Source organism: Pantoea sp. GM01 (assembly GCF_000282675.1).
GTDB classification, from domain to species: domain Bacteria; phylum Pseudomonadota; class Gammaproteobacteria; order Enterobacterales; family Enterobacteriaceae; genus Pantoea; species Pantoea nemavictus.
In genome coordinates this window covers 1-18,854 of the sequence record NZ_AKIU01000054.1, presented here as the reverse complement: position 1 = coordinate 18,854, position 18,854 = coordinate 1, and the positions used below count along the sequence as shown (strand labels likewise).

Sequence of the window (18,854 nt, the reverse complement as noted above, 5' to 3'; positions counted from 1 at the left end):
AAAAAAAGCCAGCACCCGAGCTGGCTAAATAATACCTGGAAGCAATGTGAGCAATGTCGTGCTTACCCAGATGTCAGGAGACGTTTCCGAGCTCGCATGACAATAATAATCATTATCATTCGCGTCTGTAAACCCTTTTAGCGAATTTTTTTGCATTGATGGCAAGATAGAATCCCTTGATGTTAAAGGGGATTTTCACCATTTTGCTGATTATCAATGTCGGGTGCGCATTGATGCGCACCTGCAAACCTGGTCGCCATGAGTGGCGACCCTACAAAGCAGGGTGATTAGTATCCCGCGCTTAAATCATCCACCGAACGCGGATCGGATGCGCCATAGCGCGTGCCGTCCGGCCCAATCATGATGCTCTGCGTACTGCCCATCGCAGGCATCACTTTCACATGCTGGCCTTTGGTTTCCAGCAGGCGTAGCGTATCCGGGCTAAAGCCTTTCTCGACCCGCAGCTGATCCGGCAACCATTGATGATGGAAGCGTGGTGCGTTGGTTGCTTCAGCCACGTTCATCCCAAAATCGATGCTGTTGACCACCATTTGCAGCACGGTGGTGATAATGCGGCTGCCGCCCGGGCTGCCGGTAACCAGCCAGGTTTTCCCGTCTTTCGCCACGATGGTGGGCGACATCGATGACAGCGGACGTTTGGCCGGTTGCACCGCATTCGCCTCCCCGCCGACTAAGCCATAGACGTTTGGCGTGCCCGGTTTAGCTGAGAAGTCATCCATTTCATTGTTCATCAGGATACCGCTTTGGCCAGCCACAATGCCGCTGCCGAAGTAGGTATTCAGCGTATAAGTCACCGCTACCGCGTTGCCCTCTTTATCGACTACCGAGAAGTGCGTGGTTTGATTACTTTCATACGGTGCCAGTTTACCCGGTTTGATCTCGCTGGATGGACGCGCTTTGTTGACGTCAATCTGCTGCGCCAGCGTTTTGGCGTAGGCTTTGCTGGTAAGCGCCTGCTGCGGCACGTTGACGAAGTCAGGATCGCCCAGGTACTCCGAACGGTCGGCATAGGCGTACTTTTCCGCCTCTGCCATGACCTGCATCGCATCGGCGCTGCCAAAGCCCCATTTCGCCAGATCGAAGTTTTCCAGGATATTGAGGATCTGCACGATGTGAATCCCGCCGGACGACGGCGGCGGCATGGAGAAGACTTCATAGCCGCGATAGGTGCCGCTCACCGGTTTACGCTCCACCGCGCGGTAGGCCGCCAGATCCGGCTTGCCGATCAACCCACCATGCTGTGCCATTTCACCGGCAATCTCATCGGCGATTTTGCCTTTATAGAACGCATCCGGACCTTGCTGGGCAATCAGCTGCAGGCTATGTGCGAGGTTCTTTTGCACCAGACGTTCGCCCTTCTGATATGGCTTGCCGTCGGCCTTGTAGAAAATCGCACGGCTATTGTCGTGATTGATTAGCGTCTCTTTGCCGTAGGTGGCGAGATCGTCGGCCAGCGCATCGTTCACTATGATGCCGTTACGCGCCAGTTTGATAGCCGGCGCCAGCAAGGTGCTGAGCGGCAAGGTGCCGTATTTCTGCGCCGCCAGCGCAAAACCGGCCACGGTGCCCGGCGTGCCGGAGGCTAAGTGAGAAGTGAGTGACAACTTACTATCAGCGTTGCCCTGCTTGTCGAGGAACATATCGCGTGATGCGCGCGCCGGCGCCATTTCGCGGAAGTCGATAGCGGTAGTGCGGCCGGATGCGGTGCGCAGCAGCATAAAGCCACCGCCGCCGAGATTACCGGCCTGCGGATGCGTCACCGCCAACGCGAAGCCAACCGCCACTGCTGCATCGACGGCGTTACCGCCCTGCTTAAGGATATCGACACCCACTTCAGTGGCCAGCGCATCAACCGATGCCACCATGCCATGTTTGGCCTTAACCGGGTGAAAAGTGTCGCTATCGACGCCATAGGAAACCGGCGGTGCACTGGTCGGCGCGGCGTTCGCGCCCTGCACCACGGTAAAACTCATCAGCAATGCCCAGCCGAACTGACGCACGTTGCCTTGTATCCTCATCCTGTCACCACCCTTTTTACGTTATTTACATTTGTTATTAATTGATGCAAGTGTTTGCAAATACAGTAAAAAGCGTAGCAGTAAAGTTAAATTAGGTGCACTCCTGGATAAGGGGTTTGAGATATAGCATAAACTTATGTCAGTAGCCGTTGTTGCCTGTTGCGCAACAACACCACACAGCAGGCTGCATTGATGGAGGAAACACCATGAACAAAAACAAATGGCTAATTGTGATCGCCGCTTTGCTGCCGTTAAGCAGCATGGCGAATATGTTGAATAGCACCAACGACCCGAACCAACCCGGCTATAACCCGAGCCAGCAGCGGATGCAGTCGCAAATGCAGAATCAGCAGCAACAGCAAAAGCGTAAACTGCAGCAGGATCAGCAGCAGCAAAGCCAGGATGTGCAGCGCAAGGTGCAGGAACAGCGTAACAGTGCCCAGCAGCAGGTGATTCAATCGCAGCCGGGCCAGCTTAAGCAGCAGAACTAGCGGAAGTCCGCACCGATAGTGTCGATACGATCGGTGCAGATGGCGTCGACGCCCCAACTTAGCAGCTCGCGCGCGCGCGCGGGCTGATTCACGGTATACACCAGAATCCGCAGACCGGCCGCTTTCAGCAGCGCGGTACGTTCAGCGTCGAGTAATCTGTGATTCAGATGAATCGATACGCAATCCAGACGCGCCGTCAGCGCCTGCCAGTCGTCGTGCCACTCATCCAGCAGTAAGCCGCGCGGCAGCTCGGGCGCCGCCTGCATCGCCGCTTCAAGCGCGGCATAAGAGAAGGATGAGAGCAACGGCGCGGTTTGTCCTTGCCACAGTTCGCGTGCCGCGAGAGCCACATTGCGCCCGGTTTCCACATCCTGACCGGTCGTCGGTTTGATCTCGATATTGGCCATCATCTGATGCTGGCGGCATCGTTCTGCCACTTCGCTCAGCAGCGCCAGCGGTTCGCCTTCGTAATCGCGGCTAAACCAACCGCCCGCATCCAGCTGGGACAGCTTATGCCACGACAGCGCACCCGCCACGCCCCAGCCGTTGCTGGTGCGATCGAGCGTGTCATCGTGCAGCAGGAAAATCTGCTTATCTTCCGAGAGCCTGGCATCAAACTCAATCATGGTGTGGCCGTGCTGCGCGCCGACATCAATCGCCGCGAGGGTATTTTCCGGGGCCAGTTTGCCGCCGCCGCGATGCGCGACAATGTGCGGATAAGGCCAGTTGTGTTGACTCATTCCAGACGCTTTCCATAGGTTGAATCGAAGAAGTGTAACGCATCTGACGGCAGATGCAGCCACAAGGTGCTGCCCGCCTGCGGGCGCTCACTGTGCGGCAAACGCACCACCATGCGCACGTTGCCGATGCGGCCATGCGCCAGATTATCGGCACCGAGCATCTCCAGCGTCTCCACCACCAGCGGAATGCCGCCGGCCTCGCGGCTGCTGAGCTGAATATGCTCGGGACGGATGCCCAGCGTCAGCGGACGGTTGGCCCATTTGGCTTTACTTTCACCCAGCAGCAAGCTGTTAAGCGCATCCAGGGTAAAACGCGTGCCGTCGCTGCTGATTTGTCCCGGCAGCAGGTTCATGGCCGGCGCGCCGATAAAGGAGGCAACGAACTGGCTGGCCGGACGTTCATACACTTCCACCGGCGTACCCACCTGCTCCACTACGCCTTTGTTCATCACCATCACACGCTGCGCCAGCGTCATGGCTTCTACCTGATCGTGCGTGACGTAGAGGCTGGTGGTTTTTAGGCGGCGATGCAGCTGTTGCAGCTCAAGACGCATCTGCACGCGCAGACGCGCGTCGAGGTTGGAGAGCGGCTCATCAAACAGGAACACAGCCGGTTCACGCACGATGGCGCGGCCCATTGCCACACGCTGACGCTGTCCGCCAGACAATTCGCGCGGACGGCGATGCAGCAGATGATCCAGCTCCAGGCTGCGCGCCGCTTCCATCACGCGCTGCTCAATCTGCACTTTACCCATGCCGCGAATTTTCAGGCCATACGCCATGTTTTCGCCCACCGTCATGTGCGGATAGAGCGCGTAGTTCTGAAACACCATGGCGATACCGCGATCTTTCGGCTCCATATTGGTGACGCGTTTGTCGTCGATATAGATATCGCCAGACGATACGCGCTCGAGGCCTGCCACCATGCGCAGCAGTGTCGATTTGCCGCAGCCGGAAGGGCCGACCATCACCATAAATTCGCCATCATTGATGGTGATATTCAGTGGCTGAATGATCTGATTTTTGCCGTCATACGACTTGGTAACGGTCTGAAGGGTTACGCCTGCCATTTATTTATCACTCTCCACCAGGCCACGCACAAACGCACGTTGCATCACTAGTACCACCACCACCGGTGGAATCAGGGTTAATAACATTGCCGCCATCACTTCATTCCACTGCGTTGGGCCGCCGCTGGTGTTGATCATACTTTTCACCCCCGCCACAGCGGTGCTGAGGCTGGCATCGTTGATGATCAGCAGCGGCCACAGATACTGGTTCCAGCCATAGATAAAGGTGATCACGAACAGCGCGGCGAGATTAGTTTTTGATAGCGGCAGTACGATGTCCCAGAAGAAACGCATCGGGCTGGCGCCGTCGATACGCGCGGCCTCTATCAGCTCGTCCGGCAATGACATAAAGAACTGACGGAACAGGAAAGTGGCGGTAGCGGACGCCATCAGCGGCAGCGTTAAGCCGCTGTAGCTGTCGAGCATGTTCAGCGTCGAAATCACCTCCACCGTCGGGAAAATACGCACTTCGACCGGCAGCATCAGGGTGATGAAAATCAGCCAGAAGAACAGCGAGCGCAGCGGGAAACGGAACCACACCAGCGCGAAAGCGGAGAGCATCGAGACGGTGATTTTGCCGACGGTAATACCGAGCGCCATCAGCAGGCTATTAAACATCATCATGCCAAATGCCGGGCCGTTGCCGTTGACGCCGTGCGTCCAGATGCGCGAGATGTTCTCCCACAGATGCGAGCCAGGTACTAAGGTCATCGGCACCTGATACACCGCCTCGTTATCCAGCGTCGCCGCCACAAAGGCGATATAAAGCGGGAACAGAATGGTCAGCACGCCCAGCACCAGCAAGGTATGGCTGAAGATATCCAGCCCGCGTCGATTCTCAATCATTGGTATTGCACCTTACGCTCGACAAAGCGGAATTGCAGGATGGTCAGGCCAATCACCAGCAGCATCAGCACCACCGACTGCGCGGCGGAGGAGGAGAGATCCAGACCGGTGAAGCCTTCGCGATAGATTTTGTAGATAAGCGTAGTGGTGGCCTGTACCGGACCACCGCCGGTGGCGGCATCAATCACCGGGAAGGTATCGAAGAAGGCGTAAACCAGATTGACCACCAGCAGGAAAAAGCTCACCGGCGTAATCAGCGGCAGCGACAAATTGAAGAAGCGGCGCACCGGACCCGCGCCGTCAATCGCAGCGGCTTCCACCAGCGATTTGGGAATCGACTGTACCGCCGCGAAGAAAAACAGGAAGTTGTAGCTCATTTGCTGCCAGATCGACGCCAATACAATCAGGAACATCGCCTGACCGCTGTTTTGCGCATAGTTCCAGTTGTAGCCCATTTGGTTCAGCAGGTGGCTGAATAAACCGAGGCCCGGATTGAACAAGAACATCCACAGCACCGCCGCTACCACCGGCGCGACCGCGTACGGCAGCAGCAGCAGCGTTTGATATAGCTTGCGCAGGCGAATGACGTAATCCACCAGCGCCGCCGCCAGCAGGGAAAAAGTCATGCCGCAAATCGTCACCAGCGCACTGAACTCAATGGTGGTCCAGAAGGATGCCAGATAGTATTCGTCATTGAACAGACGCTTAAAGTTCGCCAAACCCACGAAGGTGCTGGAGATACCAAAAGGATCAATGCTTTGCAGCGAATACCACAGAGCTTCACCGGCGGGCCACAGGAAGAAAATGGCGGTAATCACCAGTTGCGGTAGCACCAGCAAATAGGGCAGAAAACGGGAGCGAAATACGGGGCGCGATGAGGACATAGCAGGCTCAATCAAAGAGAGAAATCGGGGCGAACGCCAGGCGTCGGCCCCGAGATAACAGCGTTTACTTCACTTGCTGCTCAAAACGGCGCAGCAGTTCATTACCGCGTTTCACCGCGTTATCCAGCGCGGCTTGTGGTGCCTGTTTGCCGGTCCACACGCCCTCCAGCTCTTCGTCCACGATGGTGCGAATCTGCGGCATGTTGCCAAGACGCATACCTTTGGTGAACGGCAGCGGATCTTTGTTCAGCATCTGACGCGTGGCGATGTCTGCGCCTGGGTTCTTGTCGTAGAAGCCCTGCTGTTTAGTCAGCTCATAGGCTGCGGTGGTGATCGGCAGATAACCGGTTTTCTGGTGCCATTCAGCAGCGATTTCCGGCTGTGCGAGGAACTTCATAAACTCCGCCGCGCCTTTGTAGGTGTTGGCATCTTTGCCTTTCATCACCCACAGGCTCGCGCCGCCAATAATGGCGTTCTGCGGTGCGTTCGGTACGGTTTCATCGTACGGCATCATGCCGACGCCGAAGTTAAATTTGGCGTAGTGTTTGATGTCGGCCAGCGAACCGGAAGAGGCGGTGGTGATGCCGCAATCGCCGTTGTAGAACTTGGCGGTGGATTCATCCTTGCGACCGAAGTAGGTGAAATCCCCCTTCTTGTTCATCGCTTCCAGCATTTCGATGTGGCGCACCTGCACCGGCTGGTTGAATTCCAGCACTGCATCGGTGCCGTCAAAGCCGTTGTTTTTGGTGGCCACCGGCAGCGCATGCCAGGCGCTGAAGTTTTCAATCTGAATCCAGCCCTGCCAGCCACTGGCGTAACCACAGGTCAGGCCGGCTTTGCGCAGCGCTTCGGCGTCTTTCGCCAGCTCCTGCCAGGTTTTCGGTGGCTGGTCCGGGTTCAGACCGGCTTTTTTGAAGGCATCTTTGTTGTAGTACAGCACCGGCGTTGAGCTGTTGAACGGCTGAGAAATCAGCTGGCCTTTACTGTCGCTGTAGTAACCGGCAACGGCTGGCACGAACTGCTGCGGATCCATCTGCACGCCAGCGTTTTTAAACACTTCATTGACCGGCACGATCGCTTTTGACGCCATCATGGTCGCAGTACCGACTTCATACACCTGCAGCAGCGCGGGCGCTTTGCCAGAGCGCACAGCGGCAATACCCGCCGCCAGGCTCTGCTCGTAGTTACCTTTATAAGTCGGGACGATTTTGTAATCGGGATGAGCCTGGTTAAAACGTTGTGCCAGAGAATCAACTTCTTTGCCTAACTCGCCTTCCATTGAGTGCCAGAAAGGGATCTCAGTTGCAGCCAGCGCATTACCGCTGAGCGCCAGACCGAGCAGTACACTCATCAGGCGGGGACGAAGCGTAAAAGCGGACATAAGGTTTTCCTGTGCTGTTAGCTACGCGCGAATTCGCGCATTTTTTTGTTCGCGACGTAACATGACACGGGGAAATGACGGATTAATAACAGGTTTATGACGGGGATGTGACAGAGGGATAAGGTAGGACTGCTGCGTGCTGGTGCCCTCACCCCGACCCTCTCCCACGGGAGAGGGAGACGCTGCCATATGCAAGCTCGATCGGTTCCCTCTCCCGCCTGCGGGAGAGGGTTAGGGTGAGGGCAACCGCGGTTACGCGCCTAAATACGCACTGCGTACCGCTTCATTGGATAACAACGCTTCGCCGCTATCCTCCAGCACCACGTGGCCATTCTCCAGCACATAGCCACGATCGGCCAGCTTCAGCGCCTGGTTGGCATTCTGCTCGACGAGGAAGATGGTCATGCCTTCTTTACGCAGCTGCTCAATGGTGTCGAAGATCTGCTGAATGATAATTGGCGCCAGCCCCAGCGAAGGCTCATCCAGCAGCAGCAGACGCGGCTGGCTCATCAGCGCACGGCCAATCGCCAGCATCTGCTGCTCACCGCCGGACATGGTGCCCGCACGCTGTGCTTTACGCTCTGCCAGACGTGAAAACAGCTGATAGACGCGATCGATACGCTCAAGATACTGCTGCCGCGTAGCGAAGAAGCCGCCCATCGCCAGGTTCTCTTCCACCGTCATACGCGAAAATACCCGACGGCCTTCCGGCACGATAGCAATTGCTTCACGCATGATTTTCGCCGTTTGCCAGTCGGTAATCTCTTTGCCATCAAAGGTAATGTTGCCGCTGGTGGCGCGCGGTTCACCGCACAAGGTGCCGAGCAGCGTAGTTTTACCCGCGCCGTTGGCACCGATCAGGGTAACGATTTCACCCTGATTGATGTGCAGATTAATGTTGTGCAGCGCCTGGATCGGACCGTAATGGGCGCTGACACTCTGCAAGGTTAAAATCGGGTTTGCCATGTTACGCCTCACCTAAATATGCACGGATTACATCCGGATTGTTACGCACCTCTTCCGGCGTACCGTTGGCCAGCGGCGTTCCCTGATTCACCACGTAAATGCGGTCAGAAATCCCCATCACCAGCTTCATATCATGTTCGATTAGCAGCACGGAAACCTTGTGCTCACCGCGCAGCTCGGCGATCAGCTCATCCAGCTCGTGGGTTTCACGCGGGTTGAGGCCGGCAGCCGGTTCATCCAGCATCAGAATCTCAGGACGCGTCACCATGCAGCGCGCGATTTCCAGACGACGCTGCTGGCCATAAGCAAGGTTGCCCGCCTGGCGGTTGGCGAGATCCAGCAAGCCGATGCGATCCAGCCAGGTCGCTGCGCGATCCAGCGCTTCGCTCTCGCCGCGACGAAAAGCCGGGGTTTTGAACAAGCCGGAAAACACGCCGCTTTTCAGGTGCTGATGCTGTGCCACCAGCAGGTTTTCAATCACTGTCATTTCGCGGAACAGGCGCACGTGCTGGAAGGTGCGCACAATGCCCATACGCGCAATCTTCTGGCCCGGCAAACCCTGCAGCTGCTGATCGCGCAGTTTGATGGTGCCGCCAGTCGGTTTATAAAAACCGGTCAGGCAGTTGAACACCGTGGTTTTACCGGCGCCGTTCGGGCCAATCAGCGAAACGATTTCCTGTGGATGCAGCTCCAGCGCCACATTGTTGACGGCTAACAGGCCGCCGAAGCGCATCATCAGGCCTTCAACGGCTAACAAAGGCTGACTCATGCCTGCTCTCCTTGTTTACTGCTTTTCAACTTCAGATGCGGACGCTTCATCGGCAGCAGACCTTGCGGACGCCAGATCATCATCAGCACCATCAAACCACCGAGCACCAGCATGCTGTACTCATTCAAATCACGCATCAGCTCGCGCGAGACCACCAGCAGAATGGCTGCGAGGATCACCGCCAGCTGCGAGCCCATGCCGCCCAGCACCACAATCGCCAGCACAAAGGCCGATTCGACGAAGGTAAAGGATTCCGGGCTAACGAAACCCTGACGTGCGGCGAACAGCGTACCCGCAAAGCCTGCAAACACGGCGCTGATGGTGAAGGCGGTCAATTTGATGCGCGTTGGGCTCAGACCAAGCGAACGGCAGGCGATCTCATCTTCCCGCAGCGCTTCCCACGCACGGCCCAGCGGCATGCGCAGTAAACGGTTGATGACAAACAGCGTCAGCACCACCAGCAGCAGCGCCACCAGATAGAGGAAAATCACGCGGTCGCTGGGATCGTATTTCAAGCCGAAGAAGTCATGGAAGGTGCTCCAGCCGCCTTCGCTAACCCGGCGGCCAAACTCCAGACCAAACAGGCTGGGCTTAGGAATCTGCGCGATACCGTTCGGGCCGCCGGTGATCGCCGTGTTATTCAGCAGCAGAATACGCACGATTTCGCCGAAGCCGAGCGTCACAATCGCCAGATAGTCGCCGCGCAAGCGCAGCACCGGGAAGCCAAGCAGCAAACCAAAGGCTCCCGCTACCAAACCGGCCAGCGGCAGGCTTTCCCAGAAGCCAAAGCCGTAATAGTGGTTGAGCAACGCAAAAGTGTAAGCGCCGATGGCGTAGAAACCGCCGTAGCCCAGCACCAGCAATCCTGATAATCCCACCACCACGTTAAGCCCGAGCCCGAGCATTACGTAGATCAGCGTCAGCGTGGCGATATCAACGCTGCCGCGCGACACCAGAAACGGCCAAATCACTGCCGCGGCAATCACCAGTGCCATCAACAACTTCTGCTTCGGCGTCGATCCATCAAAACCCGGCAGCACAAAACCTTTGCCGCTGCGTTTGAATTTGCCCTGGACCAGCGGACGCAGCAGCTGGAAGACAAACACCACCGCACAGCCAATGAAGATCCAGTTCCAGCGTACCGCGCCCGCGTTGGCGACCACCAGTTTGGTGCCATCCAGATCGAGCCGTACGCCCATGAAAAACGTGGCAAGCACCAGCAACATCATCGTGGAGATGACGGCGTTAACCAAACCGAGGCGTTTCATACTTTCTCCACCTCCGGACGGCCGAGAATCCCGGTTGGCATCACCAGCAGCACCACAATCAGCAGCGCGAAGGAGACCACGTCTTTATATTCGGTCGACAGATAGGCCGAAGTCAGCGCTTCCGCAATGCCCAGCACCAGGCCGCCAATCATCGCGCCAGGAATACTGCCGATGCCGCCCAATACCGCCGCGGTAAAGGCTTTCATTCCGGCCATAAAGCCGATAAACGGATTGATAGAGCCGTAGAATTGACCGAGCAACACGCCCGCAACCGCCGCCATCGCCGCACCAATGATGAAGGTGAGGGAGATAACGCGGTCGGTGTTGATGCCCAGCAGGCTGGCCATTTTCAGGTCTTCCGCACAGGCGCGACAGGCGCGGCCCATGCGCGAATAACGAATGAATAGCGTCAGCGCCAGCATCGACAGGAAGGTCACCACCCAAATCACCAGCTGCATAGTAGAGAGTGTGGCGGCAAAGCCGTTGCTTTCGCCCAGCGTCCATTGCCCGGTGATCAAGCTTGGCAGCGCGAGATCGCGCGAACCTTGCGTCAGGCTGACGTAGTTCTGCAGGAAGATCGACATACCGATGGCCGAGATCAGCGCGATCAGGCGCTTCGACGATCGCACCGGCTTGTAAGCCACGCGTTCGATGCTCCAGCCATAGGCGCTAGAGATAATTACCGCCATCACGAAACCAGCGGCAATCATCAGCCACGAGGTGTCGATGCCCATCATCATCAGGGCGGCAATCACGATAAAGGAGACATAGCTACCGATCATGTACACCTCGCCGTGGGCGAAGTTGATCATGCCGATAATGCCGTAGACCATGGTGTAACCAATGGCGATCAGCGCGTAGGTGCTCCCGAGGGTAACCCCGTTGAACATCTGCTGAATGAAATAGAGAAACTGCTCGGACATAGTGAGGACCTGCTCTGGTGCTGAATAATTCCCTCCCCCGCGTGCGGGAGAGGGAATTTGGGGGGATTACTTAACTGCGGTAGAAGAGCCGTCTTTGTGCCATTTGAAGACACCAAATTCGAAGCCCTTCAGATCGCCTTTCTCATCCCAGTTCAGGTTGCCCATCACGGTTGGGACGGCAGCGCCCTCTTTTAGGTTCTTCGCAATCGCATCAGGCTCATCGCTCTTGCTGCGCTCGATACCCGCCACCAGCGACTGAATCGCGGCGTAGGTGGTCCAGACGAACGGACCGGTTGGATCTTTGCGGTTAGACGCGGTGTTGGCTTTAATCGCATCAACGATTGCCTTGTTCTCTGGCAGCTGGTCATAGCGCTTCGGCAGCGTCACGAACAGGCCTTCAGACGCATCACCCGCGATGTTAGACAGTGAGGCGTTGCCCACACCTTCCGGGCCCATGAAGCCGGTATTCAGGCCAGCAGATTTTGCCTGACGCAGAATCTGGCCCAGCTCCGGGTAGTAACCCCCGTAGTAAACGAAATCGACGTTCTCTTTCTTCAGACGCGCAATCAGCGTGGAGAAGTCTTTATCACCGGCGGTGATACCTTCAAACAGCACCACGTTGCCGCCTTTGGCTTTCAGGGTTTTCTGCACGGATTCCGCCAGGCCCTGGCCGTATTGCTGCTTGTCATGCACCACAGCGATACGTTTTGGTTTGATGTGATCGAGGATGTACGTCGCCGCTGTAGGACCCTGATCGGAGTCCAGGCCAGTGGTGCGCAGCACGTCAGCATAGCCACGCGCAGTCAGCTCGGGTGCGGTAGCGGCTGGCGTGATCATCAGTACGCCTTCGTCGTTATAGATGTCTGAAGCGGGCTGAGTAGAAGAGGAGCATAAATGGCCGATAACGTATTTAATGCCGTCGTTAACCACTTTGTTGGCAACCGCAACCGCTTGTTTCGGGTCACAGGCGTCGTCATATTCCACGCCAACCAGTTTGTCACCGTTCACGCCGCCTTTGGCGTTGATGTCCTTAATGGCTTGCGCTGCACCGGTAAACTGCATGTCACCGTACTGCGCGACTGGACCCGTTGATGCGCCAACGATGGCAATTTTGATGTCTTTCGCCAGCGCAGCATGGCTCAATGCCAACGCTACGCAGCCCGCCAGTAATGCGCGTCCTTTACTCATTTTCATGCGAACTTCCCCATCTGTTGTGTCGTGTGTTGTGATTGCTTTATTTTCTGCCAGTCAAAGAGGAAAACTCATTCTGCAATAATGGGTTAGCACGCTTTTCTGGCATTTATTGGTAATAAGGCTTTATTTTTCAGGTTATTAAACAGGAACTTTCTTCTGTAAATCAACTGACATATTCAGAATTGACTGAGTGGATCAGCAGAATCGTCTGGTTGTTATGGCCGAATTTTCAGCAGGATAGCAGCGCGTTATGCTGGGTTTTTCAACGATCGTTGCTGGCTTACTCCACAATCCTGGCAAACCGGCTGGCATTTGACCTATTTTCATCGCAAAAAAGTGACAGCGCTCTGACTGTCTAAATTCGCTACACTATCGCCTTTGCACTAGTACAGGTATTAGGTATGAAGCTGACAATCCAGCGCTTAGCATCGTTAACCGCCCAGGATCGCATCGATTTAGCTAAAGTCTGGCCCGGAATCGATATTGTGCAACTCGAAGCACAACTCAGCGACACGCAGCATCTGTATGCCGCGCGTTTTAACGATCGGCTGCTGGCGGCATTGCAGTTAACGCTTAGCGACACGCAGGGGAAGATCACCCATCTCAACGTGCGTGAAGTCACGCAGCGGCGCGGCGTGGGGCAATATTTGCTGGAAGAGACAATTGCGCAGAATGGTGCGTTGACGGATTGGTGGATTGCCGATGATGGCGAGGCCGATCAAGGCGTGCGGGCTGCTTTTATGCAGGCCTGTGGTTTTCGCGCGCAGGTTGATGGTTGGGTGAAATAAGTCCAGCCAATCTCAATCAGTAGCGGCGCAATTTATTGCGCATTATCGGGAATGGGCAATAAAAACAGCGCGATAAATCGCGCCGCTACGGGTCATTGCCTAATGAAATTAAGGTGTTTCAGGCAATAAAAAGGGCGACTATCAAGTCGCCCCGTTTTTCCGCCTGATAATTATCAGGCTTCAATCGCCACACGCAATTTCTTCATGGCGTTCTTTTCCAACTGACGCACGCGCTCCGCTGAGACGCCGTATTTATCGGCCAGCTCCTGCAACGTGGTTTTGTTGTCATCGTCCAGCCAACGGGCGCGGATAATGTCCTGGCTACGCTCATCAAGGCTCAGCATCGCATCGCTCAGCTTATCAGCCGCATGTGCATCCCAGTTGTCCTCTTCGATGCCATCGGCAAAGTCAGAAGTTTTATCCTGCAGATACAGCACTGGCGCCATCGGTTTGCCTTCGCCCGCTTCGTCATCAGACGACATGTCGAAAGTCATATCCTGCGCGGCCATGCGCGATTCCATTTCCAGCACGTCTTTGCTGCTCACGCCCAGCTCACGCGCGACCATTTCCACTTCGTCCTGGTTGAACCAACCGAGACGCTGTTTACTTTTACGCAGGTTAAAGAACAGCTTACGCTGCGCTTTGGTGGTCGCGACTTTCACGATACGCCAGTTACGCAGCACGTATTCGTGAATCTCTGCCTTAATCCAGTGCACGGCAAACGACACCAGGCGCACGCCCACTTCTGGATTGAAGCGACGCACCGCCTTCATCAGGCCGATATTACCTTCCTGAATCAGGTCCGCCTGCGGCAAGCCGTAACCGGAGTAGTTACGAGCAATATGAACAACAAAGCGCAGGTGAGACAGGATCAGCGTCTTAGCTGCATCCAGATCGCCCTGGTAATGCAGCCGCTCAGCCAATGCTTTTTCCTCTTCTGCCGTCAGCACCGGCCAGTTGTTGGCAGCCCGGACGTAAGATTCCAGGTTACCCAGAGGAGCAATCGCTAAAGTTTGCATTTCTTTGGTCATTCAAACCCTCACAAATTCAATGGACTTGCTGCACAGTTCCTTGCGCAGACGTTACATTATGTCAACGTCACGAGAAAACCAGAAGCAATCTGTGCTACTTGGACGACAAAGTTATCCACAAGTTCAATTATAGCAGTGAATATTTTACACACAGATGACGGCGGGGGAACCAGGAGAATTCCTCTGCTCCCAGGTCGTCGGCAGCAGAGGAAGAGTATATCAAAAAACGTTGCTTTTGGTTACTGCGGCGTAAAACGACGTAAATGTTGAACCGTTGCCAGCCATGCCGCAATCCAGCCAATGATGGCCGCGATCAGCAGTAACAGCAGCCCTTCATCCCAGGAAAAGCCTTCCAACACAAAGGTGGTACCGAACACCGTGGCGACTTGCGCCACCACCGATTGCAGGCGCAATACCAGCACTTCGGAAAGAATCAGCGACAGTACGGCGCCACCAAAACCGAGCAGCGCTCCGCCGTACAGGAAGGGACGCAGGATAAAGCCATCGGTGGCACCAATCAGCTTCTGCACGTTAATGGTGTCGCGGCGCGCAAAGATGCTCAGTCGCACGCTGTTGCCAATCACCAGGAACACCGCAACGACCATCAGCAAACCAATCATCGAGGCGATCTGCCCCACCAGGCCGGTCAGCGCCGCTAAACGTGCGAACCAGCTATCATCCATGCGCACTTCGTCCACGCCCTGCACTTTCGCTACCCGATCGCGCAGATTCGCCATGGTGTCCGAATTCTGGAAGTTGAGTTTTGGCGTGATGATAGCCACCGCCGGCAGCGGATTCTGCTCCAGCATGTCCATCGAGCCACCAAAACCTGACCAGTTGCGGAACTCATTCAGCGCTTCTTCACGCGTCAGGTAGTTGACGTTATCCACGCCATCCAGCTGCTTAAGCTGCGCGGTGACGTTTTCCGCCGCAGTATCATCCAGCGCTTTATCCAGATATACCGTCAACTGCGGCGCGGGATACCACTGCGTGGCAGCCTGGCTAACGTTCTTCCACACCATGTAGCACACGCTCGGTAGCGTCAGAGAAATGGCAATCACCATCACCGTCAGCAGCGTCGCCAGCGGCTGACGCCACATATCCGACAGCGTGCCGCGCAGCGCATAGCGCCACTGCTCCTGCCAGCCGCCCTTCAGCGCTTTGCTTTTAGAAGGCTGCTTCGCTTTCGGCGCAGGTGCGCGCTTATTGCGTTTATTGACCATCGTGGCCTCCGTGCAGACGTCCCTGATTGAGCGTCATCACGCGGTAGTTTCGGCGTGCAATCAATCCGACATCGTGCGTTGCCATCAACACCGTGACGCCAACGCGGTTGAACTCTTCGAACAGGCGCAGAATATCTTCCGACAGCGCATTGTCGAGGTTACCTGTCGGTTCATCCGCCAGCAGCACCGCAGGCTTGTTCACCACCGCGCGGGCAATGCCGACGCGCTGCTGTTCACCGCCCGACAGCTGAATCGGAAAGCTTTTCGCTTTGTCGAGCAGGCCCACTTTATCCAGCGCCGCCGACACGCGACGGCGAATATCTTCGCCGCTGGCACCGGAAATAATCAGCGGAATCGCCACGTTTTCATAGACCGAACGATCCATCAGCAAGTGGTGATCCTGAAAAATCATGCCGATCTGACGCCGCAGGAATGGCACTTCGCTGTGACGCAAACGCGAAATATCGTGACCACTAAACCAGATCTGCCCAGCGCTCGGGCGCTCAATGCCACAAATCAGCTTCAGTAAGGTACTTTTCCCCGCGCCGGAATGGCCGGTCAGGAACGCCATTTCGCCGGGACGCAGATGGAAATCCACTCCCTGCAGCGCCTGACGTCCTCCCAGGTAAGCTTTACTGACCTCTTCAAAGCGAATCATCCCAATCATTCCTCTCGGGCAAACAGTGCCTCAATAAAGTCTGCGGCCTTAAACGGCCGTAAATCCTCGATGCCTTCCCCAACACCGATATAACGAATCGGAATGCCGAACTGATCGGCAACCGAGAAGATCACGCCGCCTTTGGCGGTGCCATCCAGTTTGGTCAGCGTGATGCCCGTCAGGCCCACCGCTTCATGGAACAGTTTGGCCTGGCTGATGGCGTTTTGCCCGGTACTGGCGTCGAGCGTCAGCATCACTTCATGCGGCGCTTCTTCATCCAGCTTCTTCATCACACGGGTAATTTTTTTCAGTTCTTCCATCAGGTGCGATTTGTTCTGCAGGCGGCCAGCGGTATCGGCGATCAATACATCCACGTTGCGTGATTTAGCAGCCTGAATCGCATCAAAAATCACTGAAGCAGAATCTGCGCCGGTATGCTGAGCCACCACCGGAATATCGTTACGCTGGCCCCAAACCTGCAGCTGTTCAACCGCCGCAGCACGGAAGGTATCACCCGCCGCCAGCATCACCGATTTGCCCTGCGCCTGATACTGACGCGCCAGCTTACCGATGGTGGTGGTTTTACCCACACCGTTCACGCCTACCATCAGGATGACAAAGGGTGTTTTACCGCCCACTTCCAGCGGCTGATCAACTTTTTCCAGAATGCCGGACATTTCGGCTTTCAGCAGGCCGTACAGCGCTTCGGCATCGCGCAGCTGCTTGCGGTTGGCCTGTTGCGTCAGATTGGTGATGATACGGCGCGTGGTTTCAACACCAACATCAGCAATCAGCAGCTGCTCTTCCAGCTCTTCAAACAGGTCATCATCAATTTTCTTGCCGCGGAACAGGCTGATAAAGCCAGAACCGAGATTTTCGCGGGTTTTAACCAGGCTGCGCTTCAGGCGGGCGAAAAAGCCCTCTTTGGTAGGACGCTCCTGCTCCTGCGCAATGATTGGCGCAGCGGCCAGCGGCAAATCGCTCACGGTATCCTGAGTTTCTTCTGCTAGTTCAGCATCTTCAGCATAGGTTTCCGCCAGGGCCAGCGCTTCCAGCTCTTCATCGCTTAACGGCGCGTCGTCCTCAGGTTCCGCCTCGATGACTGGCTCGACGGCTAACTCTTCCCGCTGCGGCTCTTCTTCGATCGGCGCCACATCCGGCTGTTCAATCGCTTCCGGCAGCACCTCTTCTTCGATAGCGGTAACCGGCTCAGGTTCTTGCTGCTCAAGTACCGGCTCTGCAATGACTTCCGGTTCATTCTGCTGCTCCGCAACCTGTTCGGTAACGGCAACGGTTTCTTCAGCCTGCGCTTCGGCGCGATCTAACGCACTCTCTTCAACGGCGGGCTCTGGGACCACCTCGGCAGTTTGCTGCTGCTCTTCAGCAGGCTGTTGCGTCTCTTCTTCTTTGCCAAAGCCTAACCAGGAAAAAAAGCCGCGTTTTTTCTCTTTTGCCATTGTGTGACCCTACTCCTCGATGGCTTATTCCCGGTAGCACGCTGTTCCCAGGGGATAAAATATTCATTTTTTAGCGGGTGAGCGGCGTAAAAATCAGGTAATTACGCGCACGATACCAACTCAGTAGTCTAACACTTTCCAGCCAGCGCACCACAGCACCCTTTTTTAACGTTTCTTCTGCCCGCTACGCCCGTTAAACTACGCAACAAATTATGACGAGTTGTGAGCGAAATGAGTAAATCCCCCCGCAGCAGCGGCGCTGCAGGCCAGATCCGCATTATTGGCGGTCAGTGGCGCGGCCGTAAATTACCGGTGCCGGATAGCGCAGGTTTGCGCCCGACCACCGATCGCGTGCGTGAAACCCTGTTTAACTGGTTAGCGCCGGATATTCAGGAAGCACGCTGCCTTGATTGCTTCGCCGGCAGCGGCGCATTGGGGCTGGAAGCGCTGTCACGTCACGCCGCATCCGCCACGCTGCTGGAGCTGGAGCGCTCCGTAGCGCAACAACTGTCACAGAACCTGCAAACGCTGCGCGCCACTCAAGCTAACGTGGTGCAAACCAATACGCTGCAGTGGCTGAGCCAGCCCGGCGAGCCGTTTGACGTGGTCTTTGTCGATCCACCGTTCCGTAAAGGGCTGTTACAGGAAACATTGACGCTGCTGGAGCAAAATGGCTGGCTGGCCGCCGAAGCGCTGATTTATGTGGAGAGCGAAGTGGAAACCGGCACGCCCGTCGCGCCAGCTAATTGGGATCTGTACCGCGAGAAAATTGCCGGCCAGGTTGCGTATCGCTTATATCAACGCCAACGGGAGACGCACGATGTGGCTTAATTTAGGACGTTTGCTGATGATTTGCGTTTGGGCTTTTTTACTGCTCAATCTGGTGCAACCCTTCCCGACACCGCTGCGCTATTTTGTGCATGTTGCACTGTTCTTTATGGTGATTATGCATGGCTTGCAGCTGGTGTTACTGCGCGCCACTCAGCCGAAAGATGCCCCCAAGCTGAGCGGCGTGACCCAGGCGAAAATCTTCTTCTTTGGCGTGTTTGAGCTGCTGGCATGGCAAAAAAAGCATTATCCGAAGATGTAGAAAGTGCGGTTTATGACCAGGTCGCCATTAATGGCG

General features: G+C 56.0%; 19 protein-coding genes. 4 read left to right on the top strand and 15 right to left on the bottom strand.

What is annotated here, in order from left to right; genetic code table 11:
• Positions 1–287: 287 nt before the first annotated feature.
• On the bottom strand, positions 288–2,039 hold the full coding sequence (gene ggt, locus PMI17_RS15735) for a gamma-glutamyltransferase (RefSeq protein ID WP_009128553.1): 1,752 nt from the start codon (positions 2,037–2,039) through the stop codon (positions 288–290).
• 206 nt (positions 2,040–2,245) lie between these two features.
• On the opposite strand from ggt, the gene PMI17_RS15730 reads away from it, so the two are divergent.
• Entirely contained in the window at positions 2,246–2,530 is a 285-nt protein-coding gene (locus PMI17_RS15730; protein WP_009128550.1) for a DUF2756 domain-containing protein, read from the top strand.
• Here PMI17_RS15730 and ugpQ read toward each other — a convergent pair.
• The 10 genes from ugpQ to PMI17_RS15680 all read right to left on the bottom strand — a co-directional run bounded on the left by ugpQ (position 2,527) and on the right by PMI17_RS15680 (position 12,571).
• The gene (ugpQ, locus tag PMI17_RS15725) at positions 2,527–3,270 is read right to left on the bottom strand and encodes a glycerophosphodiester phosphodiesterase (RefSeq protein ID WP_009128548.1); all 744 of its coding nucleotides are present in this window, start codon (positions 3,268–3,270) and stop codon (positions 2,527–2,529) included. The two genes, PMI17_RS15730 and ugpQ, sit on opposite strands and share 4 nt — an antisense overlap.
• Positions 3,267–4,340, bottom strand: a complete 1,074-nt coding sequence (locus PMI17_RS15720) for a sn-glycerol-3-phosphate import ATP-binding protein UgpC (RefSeq protein WP_009128546.1) — start codon at positions 4,338–4,340, stop codon at positions 3,267–3,269. The genes ugpQ and PMI17_RS15720 overlap by 4 nt, the downstream gene beginning before the upstream one ends.
• Complete coding sequence (gene ugpE, locus PMI17_RS15715; RefSeq protein ID WP_009128544.1) at positions 4,341–5,186, bottom strand: sn-glycerol-3-phosphate ABC transporter permease UgpE; 846 nt, start codon at positions 5,184–5,186, stop codon at positions 4,341–4,343.
• Positions 5,183–6,070: a sn-glycerol-3-phosphate ABC transporter permease UgpA gene (ugpA, locus tag PMI17_RS15710; protein WP_009128542.1), complete on the bottom strand. Its 888-nt coding sequence runs from the start codon at positions 6,068–6,070 to the stop codon at positions 5,183–5,185. Before ugpA ends, ugpE begins: the two co-directional genes overlap by 4 nt.
• A gap of 64 nt (positions 6,071–6,134) precedes the next feature.
• Entirely contained in the window at positions 6,135–7,451 is a 1,317-nt protein-coding gene (gene ugpB / locus PMI17_RS15705; RefSeq protein ID WP_009128540.1) for a sn-glycerol-3-phosphate ABC transporter substrate-binding protein UgpB, read from the bottom strand.
• Positions 7,452–7,703: 252 nt separating this feature from the next.
• Positions 7,704–8,417, bottom strand: a complete 714-nt coding sequence (livF, locus tag PMI17_RS15700) for a high-affinity branched-chain amino acid ABC transporter ATP-binding protein LivF (protein WP_009128538.1) — start codon at positions 8,415–8,417, stop codon at positions 7,704–7,706.
• Between the two features lies 1 nt (position 8,418).
• The gene (gene livG / locus PMI17_RS15695) at positions 8,419–9,186 is read right to left on the bottom strand and encodes a high-affinity branched-chain amino acid ABC transporter ATP-binding protein LivG (RefSeq protein WP_009128534.1); all 768 of its coding nucleotides are present in this window, start codon (positions 9,184–9,186) and stop codon (positions 8,419–8,421) included.
• The gene (locus PMI17_RS15690) at positions 9,183–10,454 is read right to left on the bottom strand and encodes a high-affinity branched-chain amino acid ABC transporter permease LivM (RefSeq protein WP_009128532.1); all 1,272 of its coding nucleotides are present in this window, start codon (positions 10,452–10,454) and stop codon (positions 9,183–9,185) included. The genes livG and PMI17_RS15690 overlap by 4 nt, the downstream gene beginning before the upstream one ends.
• A complete protein-coding gene (gene livH / locus PMI17_RS15685) occupies positions 10,451–11,377 on the bottom strand; it encodes a high-affinity branched-chain amino acid ABC transporter permease LivH (protein WP_008109897.1) in 927 nt (308 codons plus the stop codon). Before livH ends, PMI17_RS15690 begins: the two co-directional genes overlap by 4 nt.
• Before the next feature lie 66 nt (positions 11,378–11,443).
• A complete protein-coding gene (locus PMI17_RS15680) occupies positions 11,444–12,571 on the bottom strand; it encodes a branched-chain amino acid ABC transporter substrate-binding protein (protein WP_009128528.1) in 1,128 nt (375 codons plus the stop codon).
• 401 nt (positions 12,572–12,972) lie between these two features.
• On the opposite strand from PMI17_RS15680, the gene panM reads away from it, so the two are divergent.
• Positions 12,973–13,359, top strand: coding sequence for an aspartate 1-decarboxylase autocleavage activator PanM (gene panM / locus PMI17_RS15675; RefSeq protein ID WP_009128526.1), 387 nt, complete (start codon positions 12,973–12,975; stop codon positions 13,357–13,359).
• A 173-nt stretch (positions 13,360–13,532) separates the two neighbouring features.
• Here the strand turns inward: panM and rpoH are convergent, their stop codons facing one another.
• From rpoH to ftsY, 4 genes are all read right to left on the bottom strand, one after another.
• Positions 13,533–14,390, bottom strand: coding sequence for an RNA polymerase sigma factor RpoH (gene rpoH, locus PMI17_RS15670; protein WP_009128524.1), 858 nt, complete (start codon positions 14,388–14,390; stop codon positions 13,533–13,535).
• Positions 14,391–14,629: 239 nt separating this feature from the next.
• Positions 14,630–15,613 carry a permease-like cell division protein FtsX gene (gene ftsX / locus PMI17_RS15665; RefSeq protein ID WP_009128523.1) on the bottom strand — a complete coding sequence of 328 codons (984 nt, stop codon included), beginning with the start codon at positions 15,611–15,613 and terminating at the stop codon, positions 14,630–14,632.
• Positions 15,603–16,271, bottom strand: coding sequence for a cell division ATP-binding protein FtsE (gene ftsE / locus PMI17_RS15660; protein ID WP_009128521.1), 669 nt, complete (start codon positions 16,269–16,271; stop codon positions 15,603–15,605). Before ftsE ends, ftsX begins: the two co-directional genes overlap by 11 nt.
• A gap of 5 nt (positions 16,272–16,276) precedes the next feature.
• Positions 16,277–17,728 carry a signal recognition particle-docking protein FtsY gene (gene ftsY / locus PMI17_RS15655; RefSeq protein ID WP_009128519.1) on the bottom strand — a complete coding sequence of 484 codons (1,452 nt, stop codon included), beginning with the start codon at positions 17,726–17,728 and terminating at the stop codon, positions 16,277–16,279.
• 231 nt (positions 17,729–17,959) lie between these two features.
• Here ftsY and rsmD point away from each other — a divergent pair, with 231 nt between their 5' ends.
• Positions 17,960–18,559: a 16S rRNA (guanine(966)-N(2))-methyltransferase gene (gene rsmD, locus PMI17_RS15650; protein WP_009128516.1), complete on the top strand. Its 600-nt coding sequence runs from the start codon at positions 17,960–17,962 to the stop codon at positions 18,557–18,559.
• Positions 18,549–18,818, top strand: coding sequence for a DUF1145 family protein (locus tag PMI17_RS15645; protein ID WP_008109883.1), 270 nt, complete (start codon positions 18,549–18,551; stop codon positions 18,816–18,818). The genes rsmD and PMI17_RS15645 overlap by 11 nt, the downstream gene beginning before the upstream one ends.
• Positions 18,819–18,854 lie beyond the last annotated feature (36 nt).

Coding starts and splice junctions, on each gene's coding strand:
- PMI17_RS15680 (WP_009128528.1), bottom strand. CDS start 12,571: ATGAAAATGAGTAAAGGACGCGCATTACTGGCGGGCTGCGTAGCGTTG.
- ugpA (WP_009128542.1), bottom strand. CDS start 6,070: ATGTCCTCATCGCGCCCCGTATTTCGCTCCCGTTTTCTGCCCTATTTG.
- ftsY (WP_009128519.1), bottom strand. CDS start 17,728: ATGGCAAAAGAGAAAAAACGCGGCTTTTTTTCCTGGTTAGGCTTTGGC.
- rpoH (WP_009128524.1), bottom strand. CDS start 14,390: ATGACCAAAGAAATGCAAACTTTAGCGATTGCTCCTCTGGGTAACCTG.
- livH (WP_008109897.1), bottom strand. CDS start 11,377: ATGTCCGAGCAGTTTCTCTATTTCATTCAGCAGATGTTCAACGGGGTT.
- ugpQ (WP_009128548.1), bottom strand. CDS start 3,270: ATGAGTCAACACAACTGGCCTTATCCGCACATTGTCGCGCATCGCGGC.
- ugpE (WP_009128544.1), bottom strand. CDS start 5,186: ATGATTGAGAATCGACGCGGGCTGGATATCTTCAGCCATACCTTGCTG.
- rsmD (WP_009128516.1), top strand. CDS start 17,960: ATGAGTAAATCCCCCCGCAGCAGCGGCGCTGCAGGCCAGATCCGCATT.
- panM (WP_009128526.1), top strand. CDS start 12,973: ATGAAGCTGACAATCCAGCGCTTAGCATCGTTAACCGCCCAGGATCGC.
- PMI17_RS15690 (WP_009128532.1), bottom strand. CDS start 10,454: ATGAAACGCCTCGGTTTGGTTAACGCCGTCATCTCCACGATGATGTTG.
- ftsX (WP_009128523.1), bottom strand. CDS start 15,613: ATGGTCAATAAACGCAATAAGCGCGCACCTGCGCCGAAAGCGAAGCAG.
- livF (WP_009128538.1), bottom strand. CDS start 8,417: ATGGCAAACCCGATTTTAACCTTGCAGAGTGTCAGCGCCCATTACGGT.
- PMI17_RS15730 (WP_009128550.1), top strand. CDS start 2,246: ATGAACAAAAACAAATGGCTAATTGTGATCGCCGCTTTGCTGCCGTTA.
- PMI17_RS15720 (WP_009128546.1), bottom strand. CDS start 4,340: ATGGCAGGCGTAACCCTTCAGACCGTTACCAAGTCGTATGACGGCAAA.
- ugpB (WP_009128540.1), bottom strand. CDS start 7,451: ATGTCCGCTTTTACGCTTCGTCCCCGCCTGATGAGTGTACTGCTCGGT.
- livG (WP_009128534.1), bottom strand. CDS start 9,186: ATGAGTCAGCCTTTGTTAGCCGTTGAAGGCCTGATGATGCGCTTCGGC.
- ftsE (WP_009128521.1), bottom strand. CDS start 16,271: ATGATTCGCTTTGAAGAGGTCAGTAAAGCTTACCTGGGAGGACGTCAG.
- PMI17_RS15645 (WP_008109883.1), top strand. CDS start 18,549: ATGTGGCTTAATTTAGGACGTTTGCTGATGATTTGCGTTTGGGCTTTT.
- ggt (WP_009128553.1), bottom strand. CDS start 2,039: ATGAGGATACAAGGCAACGTGCGTCAGTTCGGCTGGGCATTGCTGATG.